This window comes from Arthrobacter sp. CAU 1506 (assembly GCF_005047635.1).
Taxonomy (GTDB): Bacteria; Actinomycetota; Actinomycetes; order Actinomycetales; family Micrococcaceae; genus Crystallibacter.
Map to the genome: position 1 here is coordinate 1 of NZ_SUKC01000008.1, position 22,052 is coordinate 22,052.

A 22,052-nucleotide genomic window follows, 5' to 3' on the forward strand; every position below is an offset into this window, starting at 1 on the left:
GGAAGCTAAGGCCCACAGCGCCGATGGTACTGCACTCGGGAGGGTGTGGGAGAGTAGGTCACCGCCGGACATTCTTTACACAGGGAAGGCCCCGCCAACGACGGCGGGGCCTTCCCCCGTTAACACCACCCAACCGCCACGCATTAATTCCACCAAACCACCGCCTGCCCTGTCCCAACCAAGACCCGCGGGCGTAGCATGCACGACATGTGGGACGACGAACTGCTGCGCCGCACGGCCGAGCTTGCTGCCGACTATCTGCGGTCACTGCCCGACCGCCCGGTGAAAACGGGAATGGACGTCACCGGCTTGCGCCGGGAGCTGGTGGGCGAACTGCCGCAGCACGGCGAGGACCCGCGGAAGGTTATCGAGCACCTGGCGGATGTCGGCGGGAGGGCTGCCGTGGCGATGGCCGGCCCGCGCTACTTCGGTTTCGTGATCGGCGGTGCCCAGCCGGCCGCCCTTGCCGCGGACTGGTTGACCTCCACCTGGGACCAGAACGCCGGACTGTATGTGGCCGGCCCGGCCGCCTCGGTGGTGGAGGAGGCCGTGGGTGAGTGGCTGCTGGATTTGTTCGGCCTGCCTCCGGACTGCGGCTACGGACTGGTCACCGGCTGCCAGATGGCCCACTTCACCTGTCTGGCTGCGGCCCGGACGGCTGTCCTGGAACGTGCCGGATGGGACGTCGTCAGCGACGGGCTCTTCGGCGCACCGGAGATCGCCGTCGTTCTCGGAGAAGAAGCCCACAGCACGGTGCTGTCCGCGCTGCAGTACTTGGGGCTGGGGCGCCGCCGCATTCATCTGGTGGACACGGACGAGCAGGGCCGGATCACGCTGGAGTCCCTGGATGCCGTGCTGGAACGGATACCTGAAAGTATGCCGTTGATCGTGAACCTGCAGGCCGGCAACGTGAACACCGGTTCCTTCGATCCCTTCGCCTCGGCGGTGGAACGCGTACGACGGCGGGAGGGCGCCTGGGTGCACGTGGACGGCGCCTTTGGTCTGTGGGCTGCCGCCAACCCCGGGCTCCGGCACCTGTTGGACGGCGTGGAACTGGCGGATTCCTGGGCCACTGACGCGCACAAGTGGCTCAACGTCCCGTACGACTCCGGCATCGCTATCGTCCGCGACTCCGATGTCCATCAGCGCACCATGTCTCCGCCGCACGCGGCCTACCTGGAGTACGGGCAGGAGCGTGACGAGGTGGCCTGGGTGCCGGAGTTCTCCCGGCGCGCCCGCGGGTTCCCGGCCTACGCAGCACTGCGGACGCTGGGCCGGGCGGGCGTCTCTGACCTGGTGGGGCGCTGCTGCACGCTCGCCGCGCGAATGGCCGGACAACTGGCCGGAGCCGCCGGTGTCCAAATCCTCAACGACGTGGTGCTGAACCAGGTACTCGTCCGGTTCACGCCGGAAGACGGCTCCGACCCGGACGAGTTCACCCGTGAAGTAGTCCACCGGGTACAGGAAGACGGGACCCTCTGGCTGTCCGGCACTACATGGCATGGGATGGCAGCGATGCGGATCAGCGTCTGCAACTGGTCCACCACCGAAGAGGACGCCGACCGAAGCGTGGAGGCCATCCTGCGCTGCGCCCGGTGACGCGGACCGGTAAGCGGACCGGTAAGAACGGCCCAGCGCCGTCGTCGCCGCACTCGACCCGACCCGCCGACGTCGTGCCCGAGGGAACCCCTCAGGTGGCCGCTGCACCTGACCCGACCCACCACGGTCGTACCGAGCGCAACCCTGAGATTGCCGCTGCACCCGACCAAGCCCACCGTCGTCGTACCCTGAATGCAACGTTCCCACCTGCGCCGACGGAGTTCACCTTAGGTAGGCTGGAAGGAAACACGCCGCCAGCAAGACGGGAGCGCATCATGAAGATCAGCGTCGGACAGCTCAACCCCAGCGGGGACATGACGGAGAACCTCGCCACGGTGCGCTCGCTTGCGGAAGAGGGCAAAGCCGACGGCGCGGAACTCATCATCTTGCCCGAAGAGTCGATGTTCACCGTGCGGCACGTGCAGGGCGATCTGGCCGCTGCCGTGGACGCCAACTGGACCACGTTCGTGCAGCAGCTGTCCTTTATCGCCGCCGAGGTCGGGATCGCGATCATCGCCGGCGGCTATGAATCCAGCGGCGAGGAGCGGCCCTACAACACGCTGGTGATTGTCGACTCCTCCGGCAAGATCGTGGACACCTACCGCAAGCTACACCTCTATGACGCCTTCTCCTACCAGGAGTCCAAGCGGATCAAGCCTGGCGACGGCGGCCTGAAGATCGTGCAGTTGGGGGAGCTGAACATCGGGGTGCTCACCTGCTACGACCTGCGCTTCCCCGAACTGGCGCGAGCGTTGGCCTCGCAGGGGGCGGACCTACTGAGCGTGCCGGCCGCCTGGTTCAAGGGCGACCACAAGATCGAGCATTGGGAAACTCTGCTGCGTGCCCGCGCCATCGAGAACACCTGCTGGGTGGCTGCGGCCGGAACCTCGAGCACCAACACCGTGGGACATTCGGCGATCCTGGACCCGATGGGGATCCCGGTGGCCTACCTGGACGACGAACCGCGCGGCGTAGTCACCGTAGATGTGACCCGGCGCCGGATCGACGAAGTACGCGAGTTCCTGCCGGTGCTCAAGAACCGCCGGCTCGCCAGCACGGTGGAGATCGTCCCGGCGCACTGACTGTTGCGCGGGCCGCGGAACCTGCCGAAAAAGATTTTCAGCGGAGCCGTAACTTTTCCATAGCCCGCGGCGATTACATATATGAGGAAGCCGCGCCACAGCTTTACCCCCCCCAACAAGTTGTGGCGCGGCTTCTGATTTCCACCTGAATTCCAGCGCCGGTGTCCTTGGTCCGCCCCTAATGCGGCGCAAGGGATGAACAGGCAGTGCCCGGCCCTCCGAAGAGGACCGGGCACTATCGATTTCAGCGGACGCTGGCTGGGATGCGAGGCCCTGCCGAGTCCCTTCTAGGCGGTCAGCTGGCGCTTCGAGGAGATCACGCCGGTGTCGAAACCGGCCAGATGCAGGCCGCCGTGGAAGCGGGCGTGCTCAATCTTCACGCAGCGGTCCATCACCACGTTCAGGCCGGCGGCCTCGGCCTTGGCCGCAACCTCCTCGTGCCAGGAGCCCAGCTGCAGCCAGATGGTCTTGGCGCCGACGGCCAGTGTCTCGTCCAGAACCGTGGGCAGGTCGTCGTGCTTGCGGAACACGTCCACCAGGTCCGGGACCTCGGGCAGGTCGGCCAGCGACTTGTACACCGGCTGGCCGAGGATCTCCTTTGCCACCGGGTTCACAAAGTAGACCTTGTACGGCGAGCTGGACAGCAGGTATGTGGCCACGAAGTAGCTGGCCCGGCTGGGTTTGTCCGAGGCACCGACAATGGCGATCGACTTGGTGTTGCGCAGGATGTTCAGTCGTTCCGGGGCTGACGGTCCCACCCAGCTGCGTTCTGCTGTCGCGGTCATTTGGCGGCTCCTGTCTCAACGGTTTCGCCGGCACCGGGGCGGGCCGACGGAAGGGCGCACGCGGCGCCGTCGTACTCCGGGGCAGCGAACGCGGAGGCGTCGAACTCACCGGTCTCCGCGCTGGTCTCCGCGCTGGCGCTCGCTTGGTCGACCACCGGGCTTGCGGTCGCTTCGGTGGCGAGAGCCAGGGCTTGGTCCAGGTCCCAGAGGATATCGTCCACGTCCTCCAGGCCCACGGAGATGCGGATCAGGTCCTCGGGCACCCCGGCGGCCACCAGCTGGTCGGCGGTGAGCTGCTGGTGCGTAGTCGATCCCGGGTGCAGCACCAGGGTACGGGCGTCGCCGATGTTGGCCAAGTGGCTGGCCAGCTGCAGCGACTCGATGAACTTCTGACCGGCCACGCGGCCGCCCTTGACGCCGAAACTGAAGACGGAACCCACGCCCTTGGGCAGGTACTTCTGGCCGCGCTCATAGTGCGGGTGTGCAGGCAGGCCGGCGTAGCTGACCCACGAGACCCGCTCGTCGGCTTCCAGCCACTCGGCCACCTTGCGGGCGTTGGCCAGGTGCTCGTCCATCCGCTGTGCCAGCGTTTCCACGCCCTGCAGCAACTGGAACGCGGACTGCGCGGACAGCGACGGCCCGATGTCGCGCAGCTGCTCGGAGCGGAGCTTGGTCAGGAAGCCGTACTCGCCGAAGTTGCCCCACCAGGACACGTTGCCGTAGCTGGCCACCGGTTCGGTCATCTGCGGGAACTTGCCGTTGCCCCAGTTGAAGCGGCCGGATTCGACGACTACGCCGCCCAGCGTGGTGCCGTGCCCGCCGAGGAACTTGGTGGCGGAGTGGATCACAATGTCCGCGCCGTACTCGATCGGCCGGATCAGGTAGGGCGTGCTCAAGGTGGCGTCCACCACCAGGGGGATGCCGGCGTCGTGCGCCACCGCGGCCAAACCCGCCAGGTCGGCGATGTCGCCGGAGGGGTTCGCCACGATCTCGGTGTAGACGGCCTTGGTGTTCTCGCCGATGGCCGCGGCGAAGTCTGCCGGGTCGGTGGAGTCGACGAACGTGGTCTCCACGCCGAACCGGCGCAGCGTCACGTCCAACTGAGTGATGGTGCCGCCGTAGAGCTTGGACGAGGCCACGATGTGGTCGCCCGCGCCGGCCAACGCCGCGAAGGTGATGAACTCGGCAGCCATGCCCGAGGACGTGGCCACCGCGCCAATGCCGCCCTCGAGCGAGGCAATGCGCTCCTCGAACGCGGCCACGGTCGGGTTGCCGATGCGCGAGTAGATGTTGCCGTACTTCTGCAGCGCGAAGAGGTTCGCGGCGTCGTCGGTGTCCTTGAACACGAACGACGTGCTCTGGTAGATCGGTACCGCCCGCGCGCCGTGCTCGGCGTCGGGCGTGCCGCCGGCGTGCAGGGCACGGGTGCGGAAACCGAATGTGCGTTCAGCCATCAGGCAGCTCCTTCAAACTTAGGTTCCCGAGGCAATGACGGTCCTGGCGGCGCGGTCCAATACGGCAGCGCCATCCGGATCAAAGATTGCTTGCGCTCTCTCCATCGCTTCTGGCGGTAGCACCTTTCCGGGAGGCCGGATGGTTGCTGCGGTGTCAAAGAGCCAGATCTCTCAACCGCTCGGGATGGTCCCGACCATTCTCGCAACTTCGGCCGCCGCCGCCAAAATTATTGAGCCGCGTTGCGTACAGCCTTGAAATCCCAGTACGACGGCGGTGCTCGTCCTGGGCGCCCCGCGTCAGGTGCTGCTCGGCTAGGGCGTCCGGTGGTCGACCAAGCGCGCGCCAGCGAGCGCGTGGAGACCGTTGAGCCCCAGACGTCCGGTGGTCGACCAAGCGGGCCCCAGCCACCCGGTGGTCGACCAAGCGAGCCCCAGCGAGCGCGTTCCGGTGGTCGACCAAGCGGGCCCCAGCCACCCGGTGGTCGACCAAGCGAGCCCCAGCGAGCGCGTGGAGACCCAAGTGCCATCTGCTGCCCAGCCGTCGATCCGGTGGTCGACCAAGCGAGTTCCAGCGAGCGCGTGGAGACCTCGTGCCAGCTGCTGCCCAACCGCCCACCCGGGGTGCACGCATCCCACGCCACCCGTAGATTGGGTCCATGGCTGAGCTCACGGCGCTGCAGCGCCTCGCACAGGAACACGGCGTCGGCATTACCTTCCGCGGCTGGGACGGCGCAGAGAAAGCGGTCAGCCCGGAAACCCTGGTTGCTGTCCTGACCGCGCTGGATGTCCCCTGCAAGACCGACGACGATGTCACCGTCTCTCTCCGGGCCGCAGAACTCGCGCCGTTGCAGCGAACTTTGCCGCCCGCCGTCGTCGTCCGCCAAGGTGACGCCATTGAGGTCCCAGTCAATGTGAGCCCGGGGGCTCGGCCTCGGGTGCGGATCCTGTTGGAGGACGGGTCGCGGCGCGACGTCGAGGTGGTGGTCGGCGGGCCGCACGAGGCGGCGGGCGTTCCGCGGGACCGGCTGGCCGCGCTGATACCGGCCGACCTCCCGCTGGGTTGGCACAGGCTCGAGGTGACCGAGGCCGGGACCGGAACCGAGGCCGGGACCGGAACCGAAGCCGGTACGGAGGCCGGGACCGGAACCCGAGCCCGCACCGACTCCGGAACCGCGACCGAACCCGGAACCGCCCAGTCCGCGGCGACGTCCGGCAGCCAGGCGGAGTGTGCGCTGGTGGTTACCCCGCAACGGCTGAGCACCGCCGACCGGCTTGACCGCAGCTGGGGCCTGATGGCGCAGCTGTATTCCGTCCGCTCCCGGTCGTCCTGGGGCATTGGTGATCTTGACGACCTGGCCGTGTTGGCCGAAACGGCTGCCGCCAAAGGCGCGGGCTTCGTTCTGATCAACCCGCTGCACGCGGCGCAGCCCAAGCCGCCGGTGGAGCCCTCGCCCTACCTGCCGACAACGCGTCGCTTCGTCAATCCGATTTACCTGCGGGTCGAGGACGTGCCGGAAGCTCGGGATATCCCGCTGGACAACACTTTCCACAGGGCGAACCTGGACGCCGGCATCCTGGACCGCGATTCGGTGTTTGCGGCCAAACTGCAGGCTCTGGAAGCGGTCTTCGCGGTACCCCGGTCCGCGGAACGGCAGCAGCAGTTCGAGGCCTTCGTGGCGCACGAAGGCGAGGGGCTGGAGCGCTTTGCCCTGTGGTGTGCCCTCGCCGAAGCCCTTCCGCCCGGCGCTGTCGAATGGTCTGATCCGGAGTTCATCGAGTCGCAGCGCAGCGCGCTGAAGGACCGGATCGAGTTCCACCAGTGGCTGCAATGGCTGTGCGACCAGCAGCTTGAGGCCGCCCAGCGCCGCGCCCTCGACGCGGGCATGAACATCGGGATCGTGCATGACCTCGCGGTGGGCGTGCACCCGGCCGGGGCCGATGCCTGGGTTTTGCAGGAGGTGCTGGCCGCCGGCATCTCGGTGGGCGCGCCGCCGGACATGTTCAACCAGCAGGGCCAGAACTGGTCGCAGCCTCCGTGGCATCCCGGTCGCCTCGCCGAGTCCGGCTACGCCGCCTACCGGGACATGCTGCGGACCATCCTGCGACATGCCGGCGGCATCCGCGTGGACCACATCCTCGGGCTGTTCCGGCTGTGGTGGATCCCCGTCGGCGGCACCCCCGGAGAAGGCGCCTATGTCTACTACGACCATGAAGCCCTGATCGGCATCCTCGCCCTCGAAGCCGAGCGGGCGGGCGTTGTGGTGATCGGCGAGGACCTCGGGGTCTTCGAGCCGGGGGTGCAGGACTACCTGGCGGAGCGCGGCGTCCTCGGCACCTCCATCTTGTGGTTTGAGTACGACGGCGCGAGCCCCCGCCCGCCGGAGAGTTACCGCCGCTCCTGCCTCACCAGCGTCACTACCCACGACCTGCCGCCCACCGCCGGCTACCTTGCCGGCGAGCACGTGGACCTGCGCGAGTCGCTGGGCCTGCTCAACCGGCCAGTGGAGGAGGAACGGGCCTTGGACAGGGTGGCCCAGGAGTCCGTGCTGGCCCTGGTGCGCTCGCGGGTTCCGGCTGCTGCACAGCACGACGACGGCGCGGGCACCTCCGGTGGGGCAGGCACCACGGACGACGCCGACGCATTCGGCGACGCGGACACCTCGGGCGGCGGCGGCTCTTCGGGCGGCGCGGGTGCCTCCGGCGAGCAGCGCACCATCGAGGCGCTGCACGCGTTCATCGCGCAGACCCCCTCGGTGTTGCTGGGGGTTGCCCTGACCGACGTGGTGGGGGAGCGGCGGACCCAGAACCAGCCGGGCACCGCGGACGAGTACCCCAACTGGCGGATCCCGCTGGCCGGCCCGGACGGGGAAGCAGTCCTGCTCGAGGATCTGGCCGGCAACGAAAGGTTGGACTCGCTGGTCCGCGCGCTGCGGGACGGCTAGACGTTCGCCCCAACCACGCGCGGACCCGGGGTTCGGTTCCGTTGCCGGAACCCGGGGTTTCCTGTTCCGCCCCGCCGGACCCGGGCAAGCCCAGCGGTGCCGCGCTTATTGCTACGCCGTGGCCCGCTGCTCCCGAAGCTCCGCGGTCCCAGAGCCGGCGTGCGTCTTTACAGCCGCGCCAGGAGAGCCTCGCCGGTTTCGGCCCGCCGGTAGAACACCTCGCGGCCGGAGCGCATCGTGGCAGCCAGGCCGCTCTCGGACATCACCTTCAGATGCTCGTTGACCGTCCCGGCGGCGAGGTCCAAGCAGCGGGCGAGCTGCGTCGTCGTCATTGGTACGTCGAGTTGCGCAAGGATTTGCGCCCGGGTCTTGCCGAGTAGCCGAGCCACCGGGCTGTGCGTGGCCTCTCGGCTGGCCTCCCATAGCCGGCCGACCCCGCGCGGTGCATAGGTCAGCGTGGGCACGAACGGCCTGACGTTGAGCACCAACGTGTTGGGCCAGACGAACGCGTTGGGCACCAGCAGCAGTCCGCCGCCGGGTTCGGGCATGTCGTCGGCCTCGCAGCCGCGCATGATCTCCAGGCCGGTGGGCGTGGGGCGCACGCTGGGGTGCAGTGACTTGAACACCTCAAGGATGCCGTCGCGGGCGAGCTGCGCCAAGCGGCTGTCGATGTCGGCCAGCAACAGGGAGCGCAGACGTGGCCACACGGGTTCGATGGCGGTGCTCCAGTACCATTCGAGGGCGGCGGTGATGCGCGGGATTCCGGTTTCGATGTCCTCCGCGAGCCGCTGCAGTTCCTCACGGGCATAGTCGGCAGGGTTCTGGCTCAGTAGGTGGGTGACGTCGCGCTGCCACACCTCCGGAGGTACATCGGCGACGGCGGCAAGGCCCTCAGCGAACGTGCCTTGGTACTTCGGGGTAGGCGTGATGGAGTCTGCCAGGAAGCCCTTCGGCGGAACCAGCGCGGTGAGTAGGCGAAGGTGATCGCGGGCGTGCGGATCGGGCGATTCGGCGATGCGCCGTTTGGTGACCTCGATCCATGGACGGTGGATGGGCGTGCCGACCTGGAGCGCGCGCAGGCTGGCGACTGTTTCGCCCAGCGGCGCCGCCTCGAACCGGACCTTCGTCAGGTCCTCGCTGCTGAGCGTGATGTGCATGGGAACAGCGTAAGGTCGCCGGGTGCGCCGGTCGAGGATTCGGGGTGGACCGAATCGTGGCCGTGTTGGCGGCACTTTCACCGCTGTCCACGCTAGGGGCGCTCGGGCTTTCGCTGACCCGATGGGCCTACCGTCTAGCGCTTCGAGTTAGCGCTACGGAATCCGTGACTGTCCTGAATTATTCCCGATTCGGGTTCCGCCGAATCGTGGCCCTTTCCCGAGACTTCGCGGAATCTGAACCTATGACTACTACAACTCGTACCCCGCACCGCAGCGTTGACGCCGATCACCGTGCAGCTGTCGCTGATGACCGCGCATACCGCTCCGAGTCCCTAGCCGGAGCGTCATTCAGCCCGGCCCCGGTAAACGAATCTTCGGCCTTCGCCGGTGTCCCGCCGGTCCTGGTAAGCGCACGCCCGGCCACTGCCAGCGTCTCGCCGGTCCCCGTTGGCATGCGCGCGCCCCTGTCGCCGGAACAGGCGCCTGCCAATGCCGGGGGCGTCAACGGGAATTGGCCCGCAGCCGCCTCAACCTTCGATCGTCTAGCGGCAGCGGCGCGTTGGCTCCGTTCGTCCTGGCACGCCGGGGCCGTGAAAGACGCCCTGATCGAGGAACACAGGGACAAAGTCCGGACGCAGATCCACCTCTTCGGCGGCCGCTACTAACTACTGGGTGCAGATATCCACAATTCAGCGCCAACAGTGGTGACGGGTGCAGGGCGCAGGCATCCTCGGTGTCATGCAGACTCCAGAAATGATCGCCGACTATGTGGCGCATAAAGGAGGTACGGCCTCCGTCAAGGATCTGCGGAGGGCAGGCATCGGACCAGACGCGCTCAAGGCGGCTATCTCCTCCGGTACCGTAACGTCCCTTCAGCGGGGGCTGGTAGGCACAGCCGATGCGGATCCAAATCTCCGCATCGCAATGACAGCGGGAGGGCTCATTACATGTGTCTCGGCGGCTCGAGAACTCGGGCTTTGGACCATGCAGGCCCCTAACCAACTGCATCTGTGGACGGCTCACGGCCGGCAGCTTGACGCCGTCAAGCACCGGGGCCCTCTGGTGACCACAGGCAGGTGGGGTTACGTCGGGATTTTGGATTGTGTGCTGCACGCCATCCGTTGCCGTCCACGACTGGAAGCCCTGGTCATCGCCGAGTCGGCCGTACGCTTCGGACGAGTGTCGAAAGCACAGCTTGTGGAGCACCTGCCGGGAACACGAAATAGCTTGCGGCGGCAGGTTGTCCACAGCGTAGGACATGACTCAGACTCGCCCCTGGAGGTCATTGCCCGGGCCCTCTTCCGCGCTGCCGGACTCCACGTGGAAACCCAGGTGCAGATCCGGGGAGTCGGACGCGTGGACATGGTTGTGGAAGGCCGCCTCATTATTGAGCTGGATGGATTCGACTTCCACTGGGATCGGGCAACGTTCCTCAAGGACCGGAGGCGGAACAACGCCGGCATGCTGAGCGGACTGCCCACGTTGAGATACGTTTACGAAGACTTGGTTTTCACGCCGGAACGCGTTGTCGCTGAGGTTCAGACCATGTTGCGTCGGTCGGCCTGAGCAGGGTTCAAATGGTTCGCTCCCATGTATAGGAGTAACTGCCCACGTTTTAAAACGTTTACACAGCTTTGACTAGGGGAAACGCTTTGAGCCTCCGCTAAGACATGGGAGCGAATGGAGGGTGGCTGGCGGCGAGGGCCGGGGGCGCGGGCGCAAGCGGGCCGGCCAGAACGTCGAAGTTTTGGCCGGCCGCGATGGAGCGGATGGTGGCTGGAGCCGGGGCGGGGGCGCGGGCGCAAGCGGGGCCTGCCGCTCGGTACTCCGGCTCCCCAGGCCCCGGAACCCGGCGTTAGCGTGCCTGGCAGATGGCCTGGATCTCCGCGATGCACGGCTCGTTCTGCAGCGATGTGGTGTCGCCCAGCGTCGTCCCCTCGAACAACTGGGTGAGCAGCCGACGCATGATCTTGCCGGACCGGGTCTTGGGAACGTCGGGCACAAAGACCACGTCGCGCGGCTTGGCGATCGGGCCGATCTGCGTGGCCACGTGGTCGCGCAAAGCCTTGATGGCGGCGGCCTGCTCAGGGGTGGGGGCCCCTGCGGCCTCACCAGCGGCCCCGCCGGCCCCATCAGCCGCCCCGCCGGCCCCACCAGCCGCCCCGCCGGCCCCACCAGCGCCCCCGCCGGCTTCTCCAGCCCCGTAAACCCTCACCGAACTCCCGATCAGCGACTTGTCCAGCGGCACCACAAAGGCGGTCGCCGCGTGGCCGGTTTTGGCGTCGTGGGTCGGGCAGACGCCGGCTTCCACCACGGCCGGGTGCGAGACCAGCGCGGACTCGATCTCGATGGTGGACAGCCGGTGCCCCGAGATGTTGATGACGTCGTCGGTCCGGCCCAGGATCCAGATGTCGCCGTCGGCGTCGAACCGGGCGCCGTCGCCGGCCAGGAACCAGCCCTGCGCCGCGTACTTCTCCCAGTAGGACGTGAAGTAGCGCTCCGGGTTGCCCCACACGGTCCGCGCCATCGACGGGCCGGTCTTGGTGACCACAATGTTGCCCTGCTGGTCGGCACCCACCCGGGCACCGCCGTCGTCCACAATGTCCGTGGCCAGCCCCGGCAGCGCGCGGGTGGCGCAGCCGGGCTTAAAGGACTCGTCCGTCTGCCGCGGCGAGAGCACGGTGGCGCCGGTCTCGGACTGCCACCAGGTGTCCACCATGGGAATGCCCGACGCCGGGTCCCCGGCTACCAGCGAATCGCGGCCCACCTGGCTGCGCAGCCAGCGCCACGCCTCCGGGTTCACCGCCTCGCCCACGGTGCCGGCCAGCCGGATGGAGCCCAGGTTGTACTCGGCGGGAATGCCGTCCGGGAACCAGCCCATCAACGACCGAACCAGCGTGGGCGCGGTGTAGTAGCTGGTCACACCGTAGCGCTGGATGACCTCGAAGTGCCGGCCGGGGTGCGGGGCGTTCGGCACGCCCTCGTAGATCACCTGCGTGACCCCGTTGCTCAGCGGCCCGTAGATCTCGTAGGTGTGCGCGGTGACCCAGGCCAGGTCCGCAGTGCACCAGTGCACATCGTCGGCACGCGCATCCAAGTCCGGGTTGCTGAACAGGTACGAGTGGCTGAACGAGGCCTGCGTCAGGTACCCACCGGTGGTGTGGACCAAGCCCTTGGGCTGGCCGGTGGTGCCGGAGGTGTACATGATGAACAGCGGCGTCTCGGCGTCGAACGCCTGCGCCTCGTGCACCCGCGGCTGGGTGTCCACGACGTCGTGCCACCACACGTCGCGGCCTTCCACCCAGTTGATGTCCGTGTGGCCGGTCCGGTTGATCACCAGCACGTGCTCGATCGCGTTCTCGCCGGAGACGGCCTCATCCGCGTTGGCCTTGACCGGAACCGCGGTGCCGCGCCGGTACTGACCGTCGGTGGTGACCAGCAGCTTGGCCCGGGTGTCCTCCACCCGGAATTTCAGCGCTTCCGCGGAGAAGCCGCCGAACACCAGCGAATGCACCGCGCCAATCCGGGCACACGCCAGCGTGATGACGATCGTCTCCACCAGCACCGGCAGGTAGATGACCACCCGGTCGCCCTTGCCAATACCCAGGGCCAACAGCGCGTTGGCGGCCTGCGAGACCAGTTCCTGCAGCTCGCGGTAGGTGACAGTGCGGCGGTCGCCGGGCTCGCCCTCGAAGTGCAGCGCCACCTTGTCGCCCAGGCCGGCGGCCACGTGCCGGTCGGCGCAGTTGACCGCGGCGTTCAGCGTGCCGCCGTCGAACCAGCGCAGCTCCGGACCGCGGCGGGCCTCGGTGTCCACCGGGGTGGCCGAGTGCGCGGTGTGCCACGGCTCGGCCCACTGCAGCCGGCTGGCGGCACGCTCCCAGAAAGCAATCCGCTCGGCCTCGGTCTGCGGCTCCGGCCAGGCGGTCACCTGGTCGCGGTACGGCGCCACACCCTCTTCAAGCACGACGGCGGTGCCTCCGGCCGTGGTCCGGCCGGCGGCGGTTTCGGCTACTTCTATGCCCATCTCTTTACTGCCCATTTCTCCGCAACTCCCAGGAGCGCGTCGGTGATTTTGCCGATGATGGCCAACAGGACGATGGCCAGCAGCAGCCTGTCGGTGCGGCCGTTGTTCTGCGAGTCGGTGAGCAGGAAGCCCAGACCCATGGAGGAGGCGATCAGTTCCGCCGCCACCAGGAACAGCCATGCCTGTGCCAGCGCCAGCCGCAGGCCGGAGAACACGGCGGGCACCACGGCCGGCAGTTGCACGGTGGTCAGCAGCTTCACGCCCTTCAGCCCGAACGCGCGGCCGGCTTCCACCAGGTTCTTGTCCACATGGCGCAGCGCCAGCGAGACAGTGGTGAACACCGGGAAGAACGCGCCGATCAGGATCAGCGTGACCTTGGAGTCCTCGCCGATCTTCATCCACAGGATCAGCAGCGGCACCCACGCCAGCGACGGCACGGCACGCAGCGCGCCGATGGTGGGGGAGAGCAGCACGTCGGCCACCTTGGACAGGCCGATCAGTGCGCCGAAGACCAGGCCCAGGGCGGCGCCGAAGGCGAACCCGAGCAGCACCCGCTGGGTGGAGATGGCCATGTGCTGGGCCAACTCACCGCGCTGGACCAGGTCAACCGCGGCCTCGATGACCGCGCCGGGTGCCGGCAGCTGGACCGAACTGAACAACCCGGTCGAGGTGCACCACTGCCACGCCGCCAGCACGGCCGCCGGCAGCAGCAGGCCCAGCAGCAGGCGGGCCCAGCCGTTGCCCAGCACGCCGGCCGCGGACCGGCCATTGGCGGGCCGCTGTTCCGGCGCCCCGCCAACGGCCGGTCCGCCCTGGCCCGGTCCGTCTGCCGTTGCGGTCTTGAGGACGCCGGAGGCTTTGAGACCTTCCATGCTGGTGGCGTAAGCGCTGTTGCCGGAGGCGCCGGGGTTGCCGAGGTGAGTCATTAGGATTCCTTGATGGCCGACGCATCGGCCTTCTTCACCAGCGAGTCATCCAGCAGGGTGGCCAGGGCTTCGTCGATGTCGGCCTGGCTCTTCACATCGCCGGTCTCGACGAACGCCGGGCCGACCTTCTCCAGTACGGCGCGCTGCTTTTCGCCCGGAGCCGCTTCCACGTCCAGGTTGCTGCGCTCGGTTATCACCTTGGTGGCAACCTCAAGGTCCAGGCCGGCGACGTCAGCGAGGATCTGGGCGGTTTCCTCCGGGTTTTCGGCGGCCCAGACACGGGCCTTCTCGTACGCGTTCACCACGGCCTGCGCGAGCTCCGGCTCTTCCTGCAGGAACGACTCGGTGGCGTTCAGGAAGCCGTAGGTGTTGAAGTCCAGGTTCCGGTAGAACAGCTCGGCACCGTCCTTTTCGGCACCGGCCATGATCGGGTCCAGTCCGGACCAGGCATCGACCGAGCCCTGCTTCAGCGCGGTCAATCCATCTGCGTGCTGCAGGTTCTCCACCGTGACGTCGTCGGCGGAGAGTCCGGCCTCTTCCAGCGACTGCAGCAGGAAGAAGTAGGGGTCGGTGCCCTTGGTGGCAGCCACCGACTTGCCCTTGAGGTCCTCTACCGAGTCGATATCGGAATCGGGCAGCGTGACCAGCGCGGCCCATTCCGGCTGCGAGTAGAGGCTGATGGTCTTGATCGGCGAACCGTTGGCACGGGCCAGCAGCGCCGCGGAACCGGCGGTGGATCCGACATCGACGGCGCCGGAGCGCAGCGCCTCGTTGGCCTTGTTGGAACCGGCCGACTGCAGCCAGTTCACCTCGACGCCGTCATCGGCCAAGGTGGCCTCCAGCCAGCCCTTTTCCTTGATGATCAGGCTCAGCGGGTTGTAGGTGGCGAAGTCGATGTTGAGCACACCGTCGCCGGTGCCCTCGGCGGCGGTGGCTTCGGAATCTTCACCGGCAACGCAGCCGGTCAGCGCCAGCGAGGCGGTGGCGGCGACGGCGGCCGCGCCCAGGATCGAGCGGCGGGAGAAACGGCGGGCAATAGACATGGTGGTCCCTTCGAACGGTGCGCGAAGCAGGAGAAGCATCGCGGTTACGGGTGGTTTTGGGCGCAGGCGGCCCGGGAAATGCTTGAGGGTGGAGAGGTCGGCCTAATGGCCGTCGACGCCGAGGCTTTCGAGCAGAGAGCGGCGCATTCGGGCCAGCTCCACAGAACCGCGGTCCCGCGGGCGGCTGCCGGGAACGTCAACAGTGCGCACAATCGTGGCGCCGTCGTGCTCGCGCCCTTCTTCCTTGCCGAGCAGGATGATCCGGTCCGCCAACTGCAGGGCTTCGTCCACATCGTGGGTTACCAGCAGCACGGTGGTGGGTTCCGCCGCGTGGATGTCCAGCAGCAGATCCTGCATCTTGATCCGGGTCAGCGCGTCCAGTGCGCCGAACGGTTCGTCCAGCAGCAGTACCCCCGGGTTGCGGGCCAGGGCGCGTGCCAGCGAGGCTCGCTGCGCCATGCCGCCGGAGACTTCGCGCGGGCGGTGCTTGGCGAACTTGTCCAGCCCCACGAGTTCCAGCAGCCGGGCCACCTTGGATTTGCCCTGCTTGGCGCTGGAGGTCTTGGGCAGGCCGATGGCCACGTTGGCCTGCAGGGTGTGCCACGGCAGCAGCCGCGGTTCCTGGAACGCGACGGCGCAGCGGGAATCGATGCCCTGGACCGGAGTGCCGTCGATGTCCACGCTGCCGGCGCTGGGTGCGTCGAGGCCGGCGGTGGCACGCAGCAAGGTGGACTTGCCGCAGCCGGACGGGCCCAGGATGGCCAGCACCTCGCCGGGACGGACCTCGAAATTCACGTCGCGCAGCACGGTGTGGGCGTTCGCGCCCGCGCCGAAGGTGCGGTTCAGGCCGCGGAAAGATACTGCCAGTGCCGAACCGGAAGCTGCAGACGGTTCAGCGGAAGCGGGAGCCGCGTGGCGGGACGACAGGACTGCAGTCATGGGATCACTCCATCGATCCTGGCAGTAGCACCCTACGGTTCAAGCCGTGCGGCCCGGCTTCCGCCGGCCGTACCCGTGGCTTGTCACCTCGTTATCACCGGCAGTCTGGGATGGCTTCCGGTGACCAGGGTTGCTGCGGCGTCGTCGATCCAGGTCTCTCGGCCGCTCGGGATGGTCACCACTAACTAAACGGCACTCCCGGCACCCGCGGCAAGCGGCCCGTAATAATGCGGCGTAACAAACCGAGGCACAAAGATCGATGTTCGGGGCTGCCGGTGGGCGCGATTCCGTAGACGCCGGTCTGACCCGATGGCAGGATGGCCGCATGAAAATCAACCGTCACATTATTGTGTTCGACGCCGCCGACCTGGACGCGGAGAGCAGCTTCTGGGCAGGCCTGCTGGACGGGACAGTCAAGGCGGACGACGACTGGCATACCGTGTTCGTGGACGGCGAGCCCAAGCTGGCCTTCCAGTTGGCTCCCGGCCATACCCCGCCGGAATGGCCCGACGGCGCGCCGCAGCAGATCCATCTGGACCTCTACATTGACGACCTGGCCGAAGCCCATGAGCAGGCAACGTCGCTCGGGGCCAAGCTGCTCAAACCCTCGGACGACGCCACGGCGGATTCCGGATTCCAGGTCTACGCCGACCCCGCCGGCCACCCATTCTGCTTCTGCTGGGGCGCCGGCTAAGCACGACGTCGGCGCGGAGCCATCGGTCACACGGCGTGGCCTCGGGTACGGGAGGACGCCGGCCAAGCACGACGGCGGTGCGGAGCCCCCGTCACGCGGCGCAAGACTTAGCGCGCGAGCAGTGCCGGCGCGGCGCAGAGCCTCGGGTGCGGGAGGGTGCAGCGGCGTCGTGCTGTGGCTGTCAGGCGGGCGGATCCGCGGGGATCAGGACCGTGGAGAACAGCCGACGATGCCGGCCTTCGCCGGGGCCGTTGGGCGCTGCCTTCTGCGCGGCCGCCCGGATGGCAGCCGTGAACTCCGCCAGCTCCTCGTCCGTCATCCAGAGCGCGGTCTGCCGGTAGCCGGCGCCGTCGCGGACCAGATCCGGAGTGTCCCGCGCGGTGTACTGGTCGAAGGCGTCCAGTAGCCCGGCCGCGAATGCCATGAAGCCTCGCCGGTGGTCCTCGGCCGTCATGGACGCCAAATCATCACCCTCCACCGAACTCTTGGTGGCATCCAACCGGTAGGTGCGTTCCGTGGTGCCGCGGACCGGTCGTTCCTGGGCCACCGCCAGCACCCCGGCCTTGGCCAGCGTGCCAATGTGCCGGTAGAGCGTCGCGGTAGGGACGTCCGGCAGCTCCGCGGAGATCTCCGCTGTAGTCAATTCGCGCTCTCCCAGCAGCGACTGCACAATGCGCAGCCGTACCGGGTGCAGGATCAGGTCAGCGCTAGGTGAAGGGGACATGACCCAATGTTCTCACAGTTGACATTGTTCGCACAACTGATAATAATGATTCTTGTCCGGCGCAGAGGCCGGGCTGAATCGACTTACTGACAAGCAATAACAATCCGAAGGGAGGCGCAATGGCGGCGATACGGGTAGGGAACAACGAGGTTCTGCTGGAGCTGGATCGGATGGAGAAGGTAGCTGGGCTGATCGGGAATCAGACGTTTCCGCTGTCGGCCGTGACCTCGGTGGACGTGCTGGCGGATGCCTTCGACGGCGTGCGCGGACTGCGTTCTCCCGGTCTGGCGATCCCGGGCAAGACCAGGATCGGTACGTGGCGCGGCCGCGGCAAGACCCTTGCCGTCGCCCGCCAAGGCACCCCGGCCGTCCAGCTCGACCTGTCTGGACAGAAGTACGCCCGGGTTGTCGTTTCGCTGCCGGACGCCGAGGACGTTGCTGCGCGGATCCGTGCTGCTGCGGGACTGCCTGCCGGGCAGCAGCTTACGGAGGAAGAGGTCCGCTTCACCTCCGGGATGGTGCAGTTGGCCGGGACCTGGGCCAAGCCGGCGGGGACGGTCCGCGGGGCTGCCCTGATCCTGCCCGGTTCCGGCCCCGTTGACCGGGACGCCGACCACAAGAGGATGCCGCTGGGCATCAGCCGCGACCTGGCGGGCGCGCTCGCCGACCACGGCATCGCCTCGCTGCGCTACGACAAGCGCGGCACCGGCGCCTCGGACGGAACCTTCCTGGCGGCCGGCTTCCGGCAGAACACCGAGGACGCCGCTGCCGCCCTCCGCTGGATGGTCGCCCAGAAGGCCGGCGACCTGCCGGTGTTCTTGGTGGGCCACAGCGAAGGCGGCTACCACGCAGCTGCCGTGGCGGCCGAGCCCGACACTCGGCTGGACGGAACAGTGCTGCTCTCCACCTCGGCGCACACCGGCTTCGAGACGGGGCGGTGGCAGACGGCGCAGATCGGCGACTCGCTGCCGGTGTTCGTGCGCCTCCTGCTGAAAGTCCTGCGGAAGGACCTGGTCACCATCCAAGCCAAGTCGGTGGAGAAGATCCGGACCACCACCGAAGACGTGGTGCGGATGCAGGGGCGCAAGATCAACGCGCTCTGGCAGCGGGAGTTCATCGACTTCGACCCGATTCCGTACTTGGAGCGCTTGCAAATGCCCGTGCTGGCCATCACCGGTGCGAAGGACGTCCAGGTTGACCCGGAGGACCTGGACATCATTGCGGCCACCGTGCCGGGCCCGGTGACGACGCGGAAGATCGAGGACCTCTCGCACCTGCTGCGCAGGGACCCGAAGGCACCGACCCTCTCCGACTACAAGCGGCAGATCCGCGAGCCGGTGGATGCCGAACTGCTGGAATTGGTGGGGAGCTGGGTGGCGGAGCAGGCCAATGCCGGGGCTTCCGGGTCATCCGGAACCCAGCAGTTGGCCCACTAGCCACGACGAGTCGCAGGCCGAGGCAGCCCGTGGTGGGAGCTGGCAACGCACCCGCAGGTCGATAGGCCTCAGGCCTAGGAGCACCCCGCCCGCTGAGGTCTGGCCCACCGCTCCGTCCGGGCCCGGCAGTCACCCAGCCGCAGGCCCAGCAGGCTCACGGCCCACAAGGCCATCGACTGTACCGATAACGCCCACGGCCCCTGCGGACATGGGCGTTACCGGTACAGTCCTTTTAGGCGGAGGGCCTTCGGCAGTGGCTGAGGTACCGGTGGAGGGAACTGATGGGTAGGGTGGCGCCATGGCACACCAGAATGATCCCGAAGTCGTCAGTCGCCTGCTGGGCACGCCCGCGCGCTGGGCCGTCGTCGGCCTGTCCACGAACCCGCACCGGGTCGCCATGCGCATCTCGCGCTACCTGATGGACCAGCTGGACATGGAGGTGGTCCCGGTCAACCTGCAGGGCGACGATGTCCACGGCCTGACCGGCTACCGAAAGCTTGCGGACATTCCGGGCCAGATCGACGTGGTGGACTGCTTCGTCAACTCGCAGAAGGTCGGCCCGGTGGTGGACCAGGCCATCGAAATCGGCGCGAAGGCGGTTTGGCTCCAATTGGGCGTCGTCGACGAAGCCGCCGCGGAACGGGCCAAGGCCGCCGGACTCGAAGTCGTGATGGATACCTGCCCGGCTATCGAAGCCCCGCGCTTTGGCCTATAGCCAGTCAGCCAGCCCGTCAGCGGTCTGCTGCCCACGGCGGGCTGCCTGAGGGCCGGTATGGCATCACTCGTACATCGCGATGAAGCGGCCCACGACTCCGCCCGCCCGGAGCTTGTCGATGGCGCCCGGGATGTCGGCTTGCGAGATGTGGTTCATCGGCGGGTTCAGCTGGCCGGTCTTCATCAGTTCGTAGATGCCCGCCAAGTCCTCCTTGGTGCCGGATTTTGAGCCCCTGATGGTGAGCTGGTTGATGATGATCGGGTAGGTGTTGATGGTGGATTCGAGCCGCCCCATTCCCACTTGGACCAGGGTGCCGAATTCGCCGAGGGTCTCGATGGCGGCGGAGGTGGTGGTGCCGAAACCGGCGTAATCGACGATCAGTTCCAGGTTCTTGTCCTTGAATTCCTCTATTGAGGAGGCGACGCCGGCCAGACCGATCTCGTCGGCCAGCTTTTGCGTCTCCGGGTTGACCTCGGCTCCGTAAACTTCTGCACCGGACAGCGCCGCTGAGCGCGCGCCGATGTAGCCCAGCCCGCCCAGGCCAATGACGCCGACTTTCATTCCTTTCCGTGCCCCGCCGACTGCCATGATCGCGTGGTAGGCGGTCCGGCCGGCGTCGGTCGCCATCGCGCCGAGGTCGAAGGGCACCTCGTCGGGCAGGGCCACCAAGTTGTCATCGGTCGCGCGAAGTTTGGCGGCGAAGCCACCGTCCCACTTGCCATAGCCGAGGGCGTCCCCGTCCGACATCACCGGGGAGAGGCCCACCCGGTCGCCCACCTTCCAGTGGCCCATGCCGTCGCCGACCTCACTGATCACCCCGGCGGACTCATGCCCCATGGTGCGGGGCAGCCCGTGCTGGAACAGCGCCATCCACCCTGGATCGTCGAGCGTCGTGACGTCTGGAATTCATGCAAGCGGGCGCCGGGTGCCGGATCCGCCGGGCGCAGCGGCGGCCGATCCGGCGGAAGGTGGGACACCGCCGTCGTCATAAACGGCCTGCGTAACACTCGGCAGCGGTACGTCATGGCCCGTCACATGCTTCACAGGGCCGGAGCGGGCCCGGCAGACTTTCCCCAAGATCAAGAGTCCCAACGACAAGCTCTGGCTGGTTGGGCGGCAACCCTCTTCCGTAGTGGGGTGCCCCAGATGAGGATCCGGCCGCGCACAGATCAGTGCACGGCAAGTACGGCCCCCTCCAGGCTGCGTCGTCCACCGTAATGGTTGCTGCGCGCCGCAGGCAGGCGGGAGCCCCAGCCCGAGGAGGCGCCATGACCGCCGTCGTCATTGAAGAAAACCAGCAGACCGGCCGTTCCCCGTGGACCGGACACGCCAGCCGCGAAGAACTTGCCCACTGGCAGCAGATCGCCGAGGGCGTGGCCGCCGTGCTGAGCGCGGACGTGCTGGAGCGGGACCGCCGCAACGCCGACCCGCAGGCCGAAGTGGAGTTGCTCCGCAGTTCCGGCCTGATCAACCTGATCATCCCGAGCGAGTGGGGCGGCGAGGGCGGCCACTGGGAGAGCGCGCTGCATGCCGTGCGCATCCTGGCCCGCACCGACGCGTCGATTGCGCAGATTCTGGCCTACCACTACGCCAACCTTGGCGCCGTGGTTTTCTACGGCGACGCGCAGGTCCAGGAACGCCTGCTCCGCCGCTCCGCGCAGGGCCGCTGGTCCTGGGGCGATTCGGTCAACCCGGTGGACCCGAACCTGGAACTCGTTCCCGACGGCGACGGCTACCGGCTGGACGGCGTCAAGCACTTCTCCACCGGCGCGTCCGTGGGCGACGCCATCCTGGTCAATGCCGCGATCACGGCCGGCCCCGACCAGGGCACGTTCCTGGCCCTGGCGCTGGAACATGACCGCGCCGGGATCTCCTTCCTCGGGGACTGGGACGCGCTGGGCCAGCGCCTCTCCGCGAGTGGCTCCGTGAAGTACGACGGCGTGCTGGTCACCTCCGCGGACATCATCGGCGAGGTGGGGGAGGAGCCATTCTCCAGCCTGGTCACGCCGTACATCCAGCTGGCGTTCGGCAACCTCTACCTGGGCATCGCCCAGGGTGCGTTGGAGCGCGCACGCCAGATCACCGTGGCGCGGAAGAACTCTTGGTTCCTCAGCAGCGCCGAAACGTATGCCCAGGATCCGCTGACCCAGCGGGTCTACGGCGAACTGGTGTCCCGGGTGGCAGCAGTGGAAGCGCTCGCGGACCGGACCAACGAACGCTTCGACGCAGCCATCGCCGTCGGCGGGGAACTGACCGCCGAAGCACGCGCTGCCATCGAGATCGAGATCGCCCGGCTCAAGGTGGTCTCCACCGAGGTGGGCGTGGACGTGGCAAACCGCATTTTCGAAGTCACAGGTTCCTCCTCCGCGAAAACCGAGGTGGGGCTGGACGTCTTCTGGCGCAATGTCCGTACCCACACGCTGCACGACCCGGTGGATTACAAGAAGGTCGAGGTCGGCGCCAACTTCCTGCTGGGCGAAGTCCAGCCGATCTCGCTCTACACCTGATCCGCGCCCGGCGCCCGACCGC

General features: G+C 67.7%; 19 protein-coding genes and 2 riboswitches. Of the genes, 9 read left to right on the forward strand and 10 right to left on the reverse strand.

The features are described from left to right. Window positions 1-207 precede the first annotated feature (207 nt). Window positions 208-1,599, forward strand: a complete 1,392-nt coding sequence (locus tag E4J89_RS10395) for an aminotransferase class V-fold PLP-dependent enzyme (protein WP_136786077.1) — start codon at window positions 208-210, stop codon at window positions 1,597-1,599. Window positions 1,600-1,874: 275 nt separating this feature from the next. Next, on the forward strand, window positions 1,875-2,681 hold the full coding sequence (locus E4J89_RS10400) for a carbon-nitrogen hydrolase family protein (protein WP_136786078.1): 807 nt from the start codon (window positions 1,875-1,877) through the stop codon (window positions 2,679-2,681). 287 nt (window positions 2,682-2,968) lie between these two features. Here E4J89_RS10400 and E4J89_RS10405 read toward each other — a convergent pair whose 3' ends face one another. From E4J89_RS10405 to E4J89_RS19555, 3 genes are all read right to left on the reverse strand, one after another. Further along, window positions 2,969-3,466, reverse strand: a complete 498-nt coding sequence (locus tag E4J89_RS10405) for a CoA-binding protein (protein WP_136786079.1) — start codon at window positions 3,464-3,466, stop codon at window positions 2,969-2,971. Beyond that, entirely contained in the window at window positions 3,463-4,920 is a 1,458-nt protein-coding gene (locus E4J89_RS10410; protein WP_136786080.1) for an O-acetylhomoserine aminocarboxypropyltransferase/cysteine synthase family protein, read from the reverse strand. Before E4J89_RS10410 ends, E4J89_RS10405 begins: the two co-directional genes overlap by 4 nt. A 98-nt stretch (window positions 4,921-5,018) precedes the next feature. Beyond that, window positions 5,019-5,111: riboswitch (SAM riboswitch) on the reverse strand. A 121-nt stretch (window positions 5,112-5,232) separates the two neighbouring features. Continuing rightward, a complete protein-coding gene (locus tag E4J89_RS19555) occupies window positions 5,233-5,481 on the reverse strand; it encodes a hypothetical protein (protein ID WP_205754465.1) in 249 nt (82 codons plus the stop codon). A gap of 95 nt (window positions 5,482-5,576) precedes the next feature. On the opposite strand from E4J89_RS19555, the gene malQ reads away from it, so the two are divergent. After that, a complete protein-coding gene (gene malQ, locus E4J89_RS19730) occupies window positions 5,577-7,862 on the forward strand; it encodes a 4-alpha-glucanotransferase (protein ID WP_240691843.1) in 2,286 nt (761 codons plus the stop codon). A gap of 167 nt (window positions 7,863-8,029) precedes the next feature. On the opposite strand, the gene E4J89_RS10425 is transcribed toward malQ, so the two are convergent. Further along, entirely contained in the window at window positions 8,030-9,019 is a 990-nt protein-coding gene (locus E4J89_RS10425; RefSeq protein WP_136786081.1) for a helix-turn-helix domain-containing protein, read from the reverse strand. Window positions 9,020-9,261: 242 nt separating this feature from the next. Here E4J89_RS10425 and E4J89_RS10430 point away from each other — a divergent pair, with 242 nt between their 5' ends. Together E4J89_RS10430 and E4J89_RS10435 are read left to right on the forward strand one after the other, a co-directional pair. After that, window positions 9,262-9,684, forward strand: coding sequence for a hypothetical protein (locus tag E4J89_RS10430; RefSeq protein ID WP_136786082.1), 423 nt, complete (start codon window positions 9,262-9,264; stop codon window positions 9,682-9,684). A gap of 514 nt (window positions 9,685-10,198) precedes the next feature. Further along, on the forward strand, window positions 10,199-10,585 hold the full coding sequence (locus tag E4J89_RS10435) for a hypothetical protein (protein WP_136786083.1): 387 nt from the start codon (window positions 10,199-10,201) through the stop codon (window positions 10,583-10,585). Window positions 10,586-10,874: 289 nt separating this feature from the next. On the opposite strand, the gene E4J89_RS10440 is transcribed toward E4J89_RS10435, so the two are convergent. From E4J89_RS10440 to E4J89_RS10455, 4 genes are all read right to left on the reverse strand, one after another. After that, window positions 10,875-13,061, reverse strand: a complete 2,187-nt coding sequence (locus E4J89_RS10440; RefSeq protein WP_240691844.1) for an acetate--CoA ligase — start codon at window positions 13,059-13,061, stop codon at window positions 10,875-10,877. Then, on the reverse strand, window positions 13,037-13,972 hold the full coding sequence (locus tag E4J89_RS10445) for an ABC transporter permease (protein WP_240691845.1): 936 nt from the start codon (window positions 13,970-13,972) through the stop codon (window positions 13,037-13,039). The genes E4J89_RS10440 and E4J89_RS10445 overlap by 25 nt, the downstream gene beginning before the upstream one ends. Next, window positions 13,972-15,015, reverse strand: a complete 1,044-nt coding sequence (locus E4J89_RS10450; RefSeq protein WP_136786084.1) for an aliphatic sulfonate ABC transporter substrate-binding protein — start codon at window positions 15,013-15,015, stop codon at window positions 13,972-13,974. Before E4J89_RS10450 ends, E4J89_RS10445 begins: the two co-directional genes overlap by 1 nt. A gap of 102 nt (window positions 15,016-15,117) precedes the next feature. Continuing rightward, window positions 15,118-15,954, reverse strand: a complete 837-nt coding sequence (locus tag E4J89_RS10455; RefSeq protein ID WP_136786085.1) for an ABC transporter ATP-binding protein — start codon at window positions 15,952-15,954, stop codon at window positions 15,118-15,120. Between the two features lie 325 nt (window positions 15,955-16,279). On the opposite strand from E4J89_RS10455, the gene E4J89_RS10460 reads away from it, so the two are divergent. Next, the gene (locus tag E4J89_RS10460; RefSeq protein ID WP_136786086.1) at window positions 16,280-16,648 is read left to right on the forward strand and encodes a VOC family protein; all 369 of its coding nucleotides are present in this window, start codon (window positions 16,280-16,282) and stop codon (window positions 16,646-16,648) included. Between the two features lie 181 nt (window positions 16,649-16,829). On the opposite strand, the gene E4J89_RS10465 is transcribed toward E4J89_RS10460, so the two are convergent. After that, window positions 16,830-17,372, reverse strand: coding sequence for a helix-turn-helix domain-containing protein (locus E4J89_RS10465; protein WP_136786087.1), 543 nt, complete (start codon window positions 17,370-17,372; stop codon window positions 16,830-16,832). Between the two features lie 119 nt (window positions 17,373-17,491). Here E4J89_RS10465 and E4J89_RS10470 point away from each other — a divergent pair, with 119 nt between their 5' ends. Both E4J89_RS10470 and E4J89_RS10475 read left to right on the forward strand, forming a co-directional pair. Next, the gene (locus E4J89_RS10470; protein ID WP_205754466.1) at window positions 17,492-18,808 is read left to right on the forward strand and encodes an alpha/beta fold hydrolase; all 1,317 of its coding nucleotides are present in this window, start codon (window positions 17,492-17,494) and stop codon (window positions 18,806-18,808) included. A gap of 298 nt (window positions 18,809-19,106) precedes the next feature. After that, the gene (locus E4J89_RS10475; protein WP_136786088.1) at window positions 19,107-19,523 is read left to right on the forward strand and encodes a CoA-binding protein; all 417 of its coding nucleotides are present in this window, start codon (window positions 19,107-19,109) and stop codon (window positions 19,521-19,523) included. 63 nt (window positions 19,524-19,586) lie between these two features. On the opposite strand, the gene E4J89_RS10480 is transcribed toward E4J89_RS10475, so the two are convergent. After that, on the reverse strand, window positions 19,587-20,393 hold the full coding sequence (locus E4J89_RS10480; protein WP_136786089.1) for a zinc-binding dehydrogenase: 807 nt from the start codon (window positions 20,391-20,393) through the stop codon (window positions 19,587-19,589). A gap of 207 nt (window positions 20,394-20,600) precedes the next feature. Further along, window positions 20,601-20,715: riboswitch (SAM riboswitch) on the forward strand. Window positions 20,716-20,791: 76 nt separating this feature from the next. Here E4J89_RS10480 and E4J89_RS10485 point away from each other — a divergent pair. Beyond that, window positions 20,792-22,030, forward strand: coding sequence for an acyl-CoA dehydrogenase family protein (locus E4J89_RS10485; RefSeq protein ID WP_136786090.1), 1,239 nt, complete (start codon window positions 20,792-20,794; stop codon window positions 22,028-22,030). The last annotated feature ends 22 nt before the right edge of the window (window positions 22,031-22,052 follow it).

Bases quoted from the DNA above. Each gene is read 5' to 3' on its own strand.
- E4J89_RS10425 (WP_136786081.1), bottom strand. From the start codon at position 9,019: ATGCACATCACGCTCAGCAGCGAGGACCTGACGAAGGTCCGGTTCGAG.
- E4J89_RS10400 (WP_136786078.1), top strand. From the start codon at position 1,875: ATGAAGATCAGCGTCGGACAGCTCAACCCCAGCGGGGACATGACGGAG.
- E4J89_RS10405 (WP_136786079.1), bottom strand. From the start codon at position 3,466: ATGACCGCGACAGCAGAACGCAGCTGGGTGGGACCGTCAGCCCCGGAA.
- malQ (WP_240691843.1), top strand. From the start codon at position 5,577: ATGGCTGAGCTCACGGCGCTGCAGCGCCTCGCACAGGAACACGGCGTC.
- E4J89_RS10450 (WP_136786084.1), bottom strand. From the start codon at position 15,015: ATGTCTATTGCCCGCCGTTTCTCCCGCCGCTCGATCCTGGGCGCGGCC.
- E4J89_RS10410 (WP_136786080.1), bottom strand. From the start codon at position 4,920: ATGGCTGAACGCACATTCGGTTTCCGCACCCGTGCCCTGCACGCCGGC.
- E4J89_RS10460 (WP_136786086.1), top strand. From the start codon at position 16,280: ATGAAAATCAACCGTCACATTATTGTGTTCGACGCCGCCGACCTGGAC.
- E4J89_RS10475 (WP_136786088.1), top strand. From the start codon at position 19,107: ATGGCACACCAGAATGATCCCGAAGTCGTCAGTCGCCTGCTGGGCACG.
- E4J89_RS10430 (WP_136786082.1), top strand. From the start codon at position 9,262: ATGACTACTACAACTCGTACCCCGCACCGCAGCGTTGACGCCGATCAC.
- E4J89_RS10440 (WP_240691844.1), bottom strand. From the start codon at position 13,061: ATGGGCAGTAAAGAGATGGGCATAGAAGTAGCCGAAACCGCCGCCGGC.
- E4J89_RS10470 (WP_205754466.1), top strand. From the start codon at position 17,492: ATGGCGGCGATACGGGTAGGGAACAACGAGGTTCTGCTGGAGCTGGAT.
- E4J89_RS10395 (WP_136786077.1), top strand. From the start codon at position 208: ATGTGGGACGACGAACTGCTGCGCCGCACGGCCGAGCTTGCTGCCGAC.
- E4J89_RS10485 (WP_136786090.1), top strand. From the start codon at position 20,792: ATGACCGCCGTCGTCATTGAAGAAAACCAGCAGACCGGCCGTTCCCCG.
- E4J89_RS10455 (WP_136786085.1), bottom strand. From the start codon at position 15,954: ATGACTGCAGTCCTGTCGTCCCGCCACGCGGCTCCCGCTTCCGCTGAA.
- E4J89_RS10465 (WP_136786087.1), bottom strand. From the start codon at position 17,372: ATGTCCCCTTCACCTAGCGCTGACCTGATCCTGCACCCGGTACGGCTG.
- E4J89_RS10445 (WP_240691845.1), bottom strand. From the start codon at position 13,972: ATGACTCACCTCGGCAACCCCGGCGCCTCCGGCAACAGCGCTTACGCC.
- E4J89_RS10480 (WP_136786089.1), bottom strand. From the start codon at position 20,393: ATGGCGCTGTTCCAGCACGGGCTGCCCCGCACCATGGGGCATGAGTCC.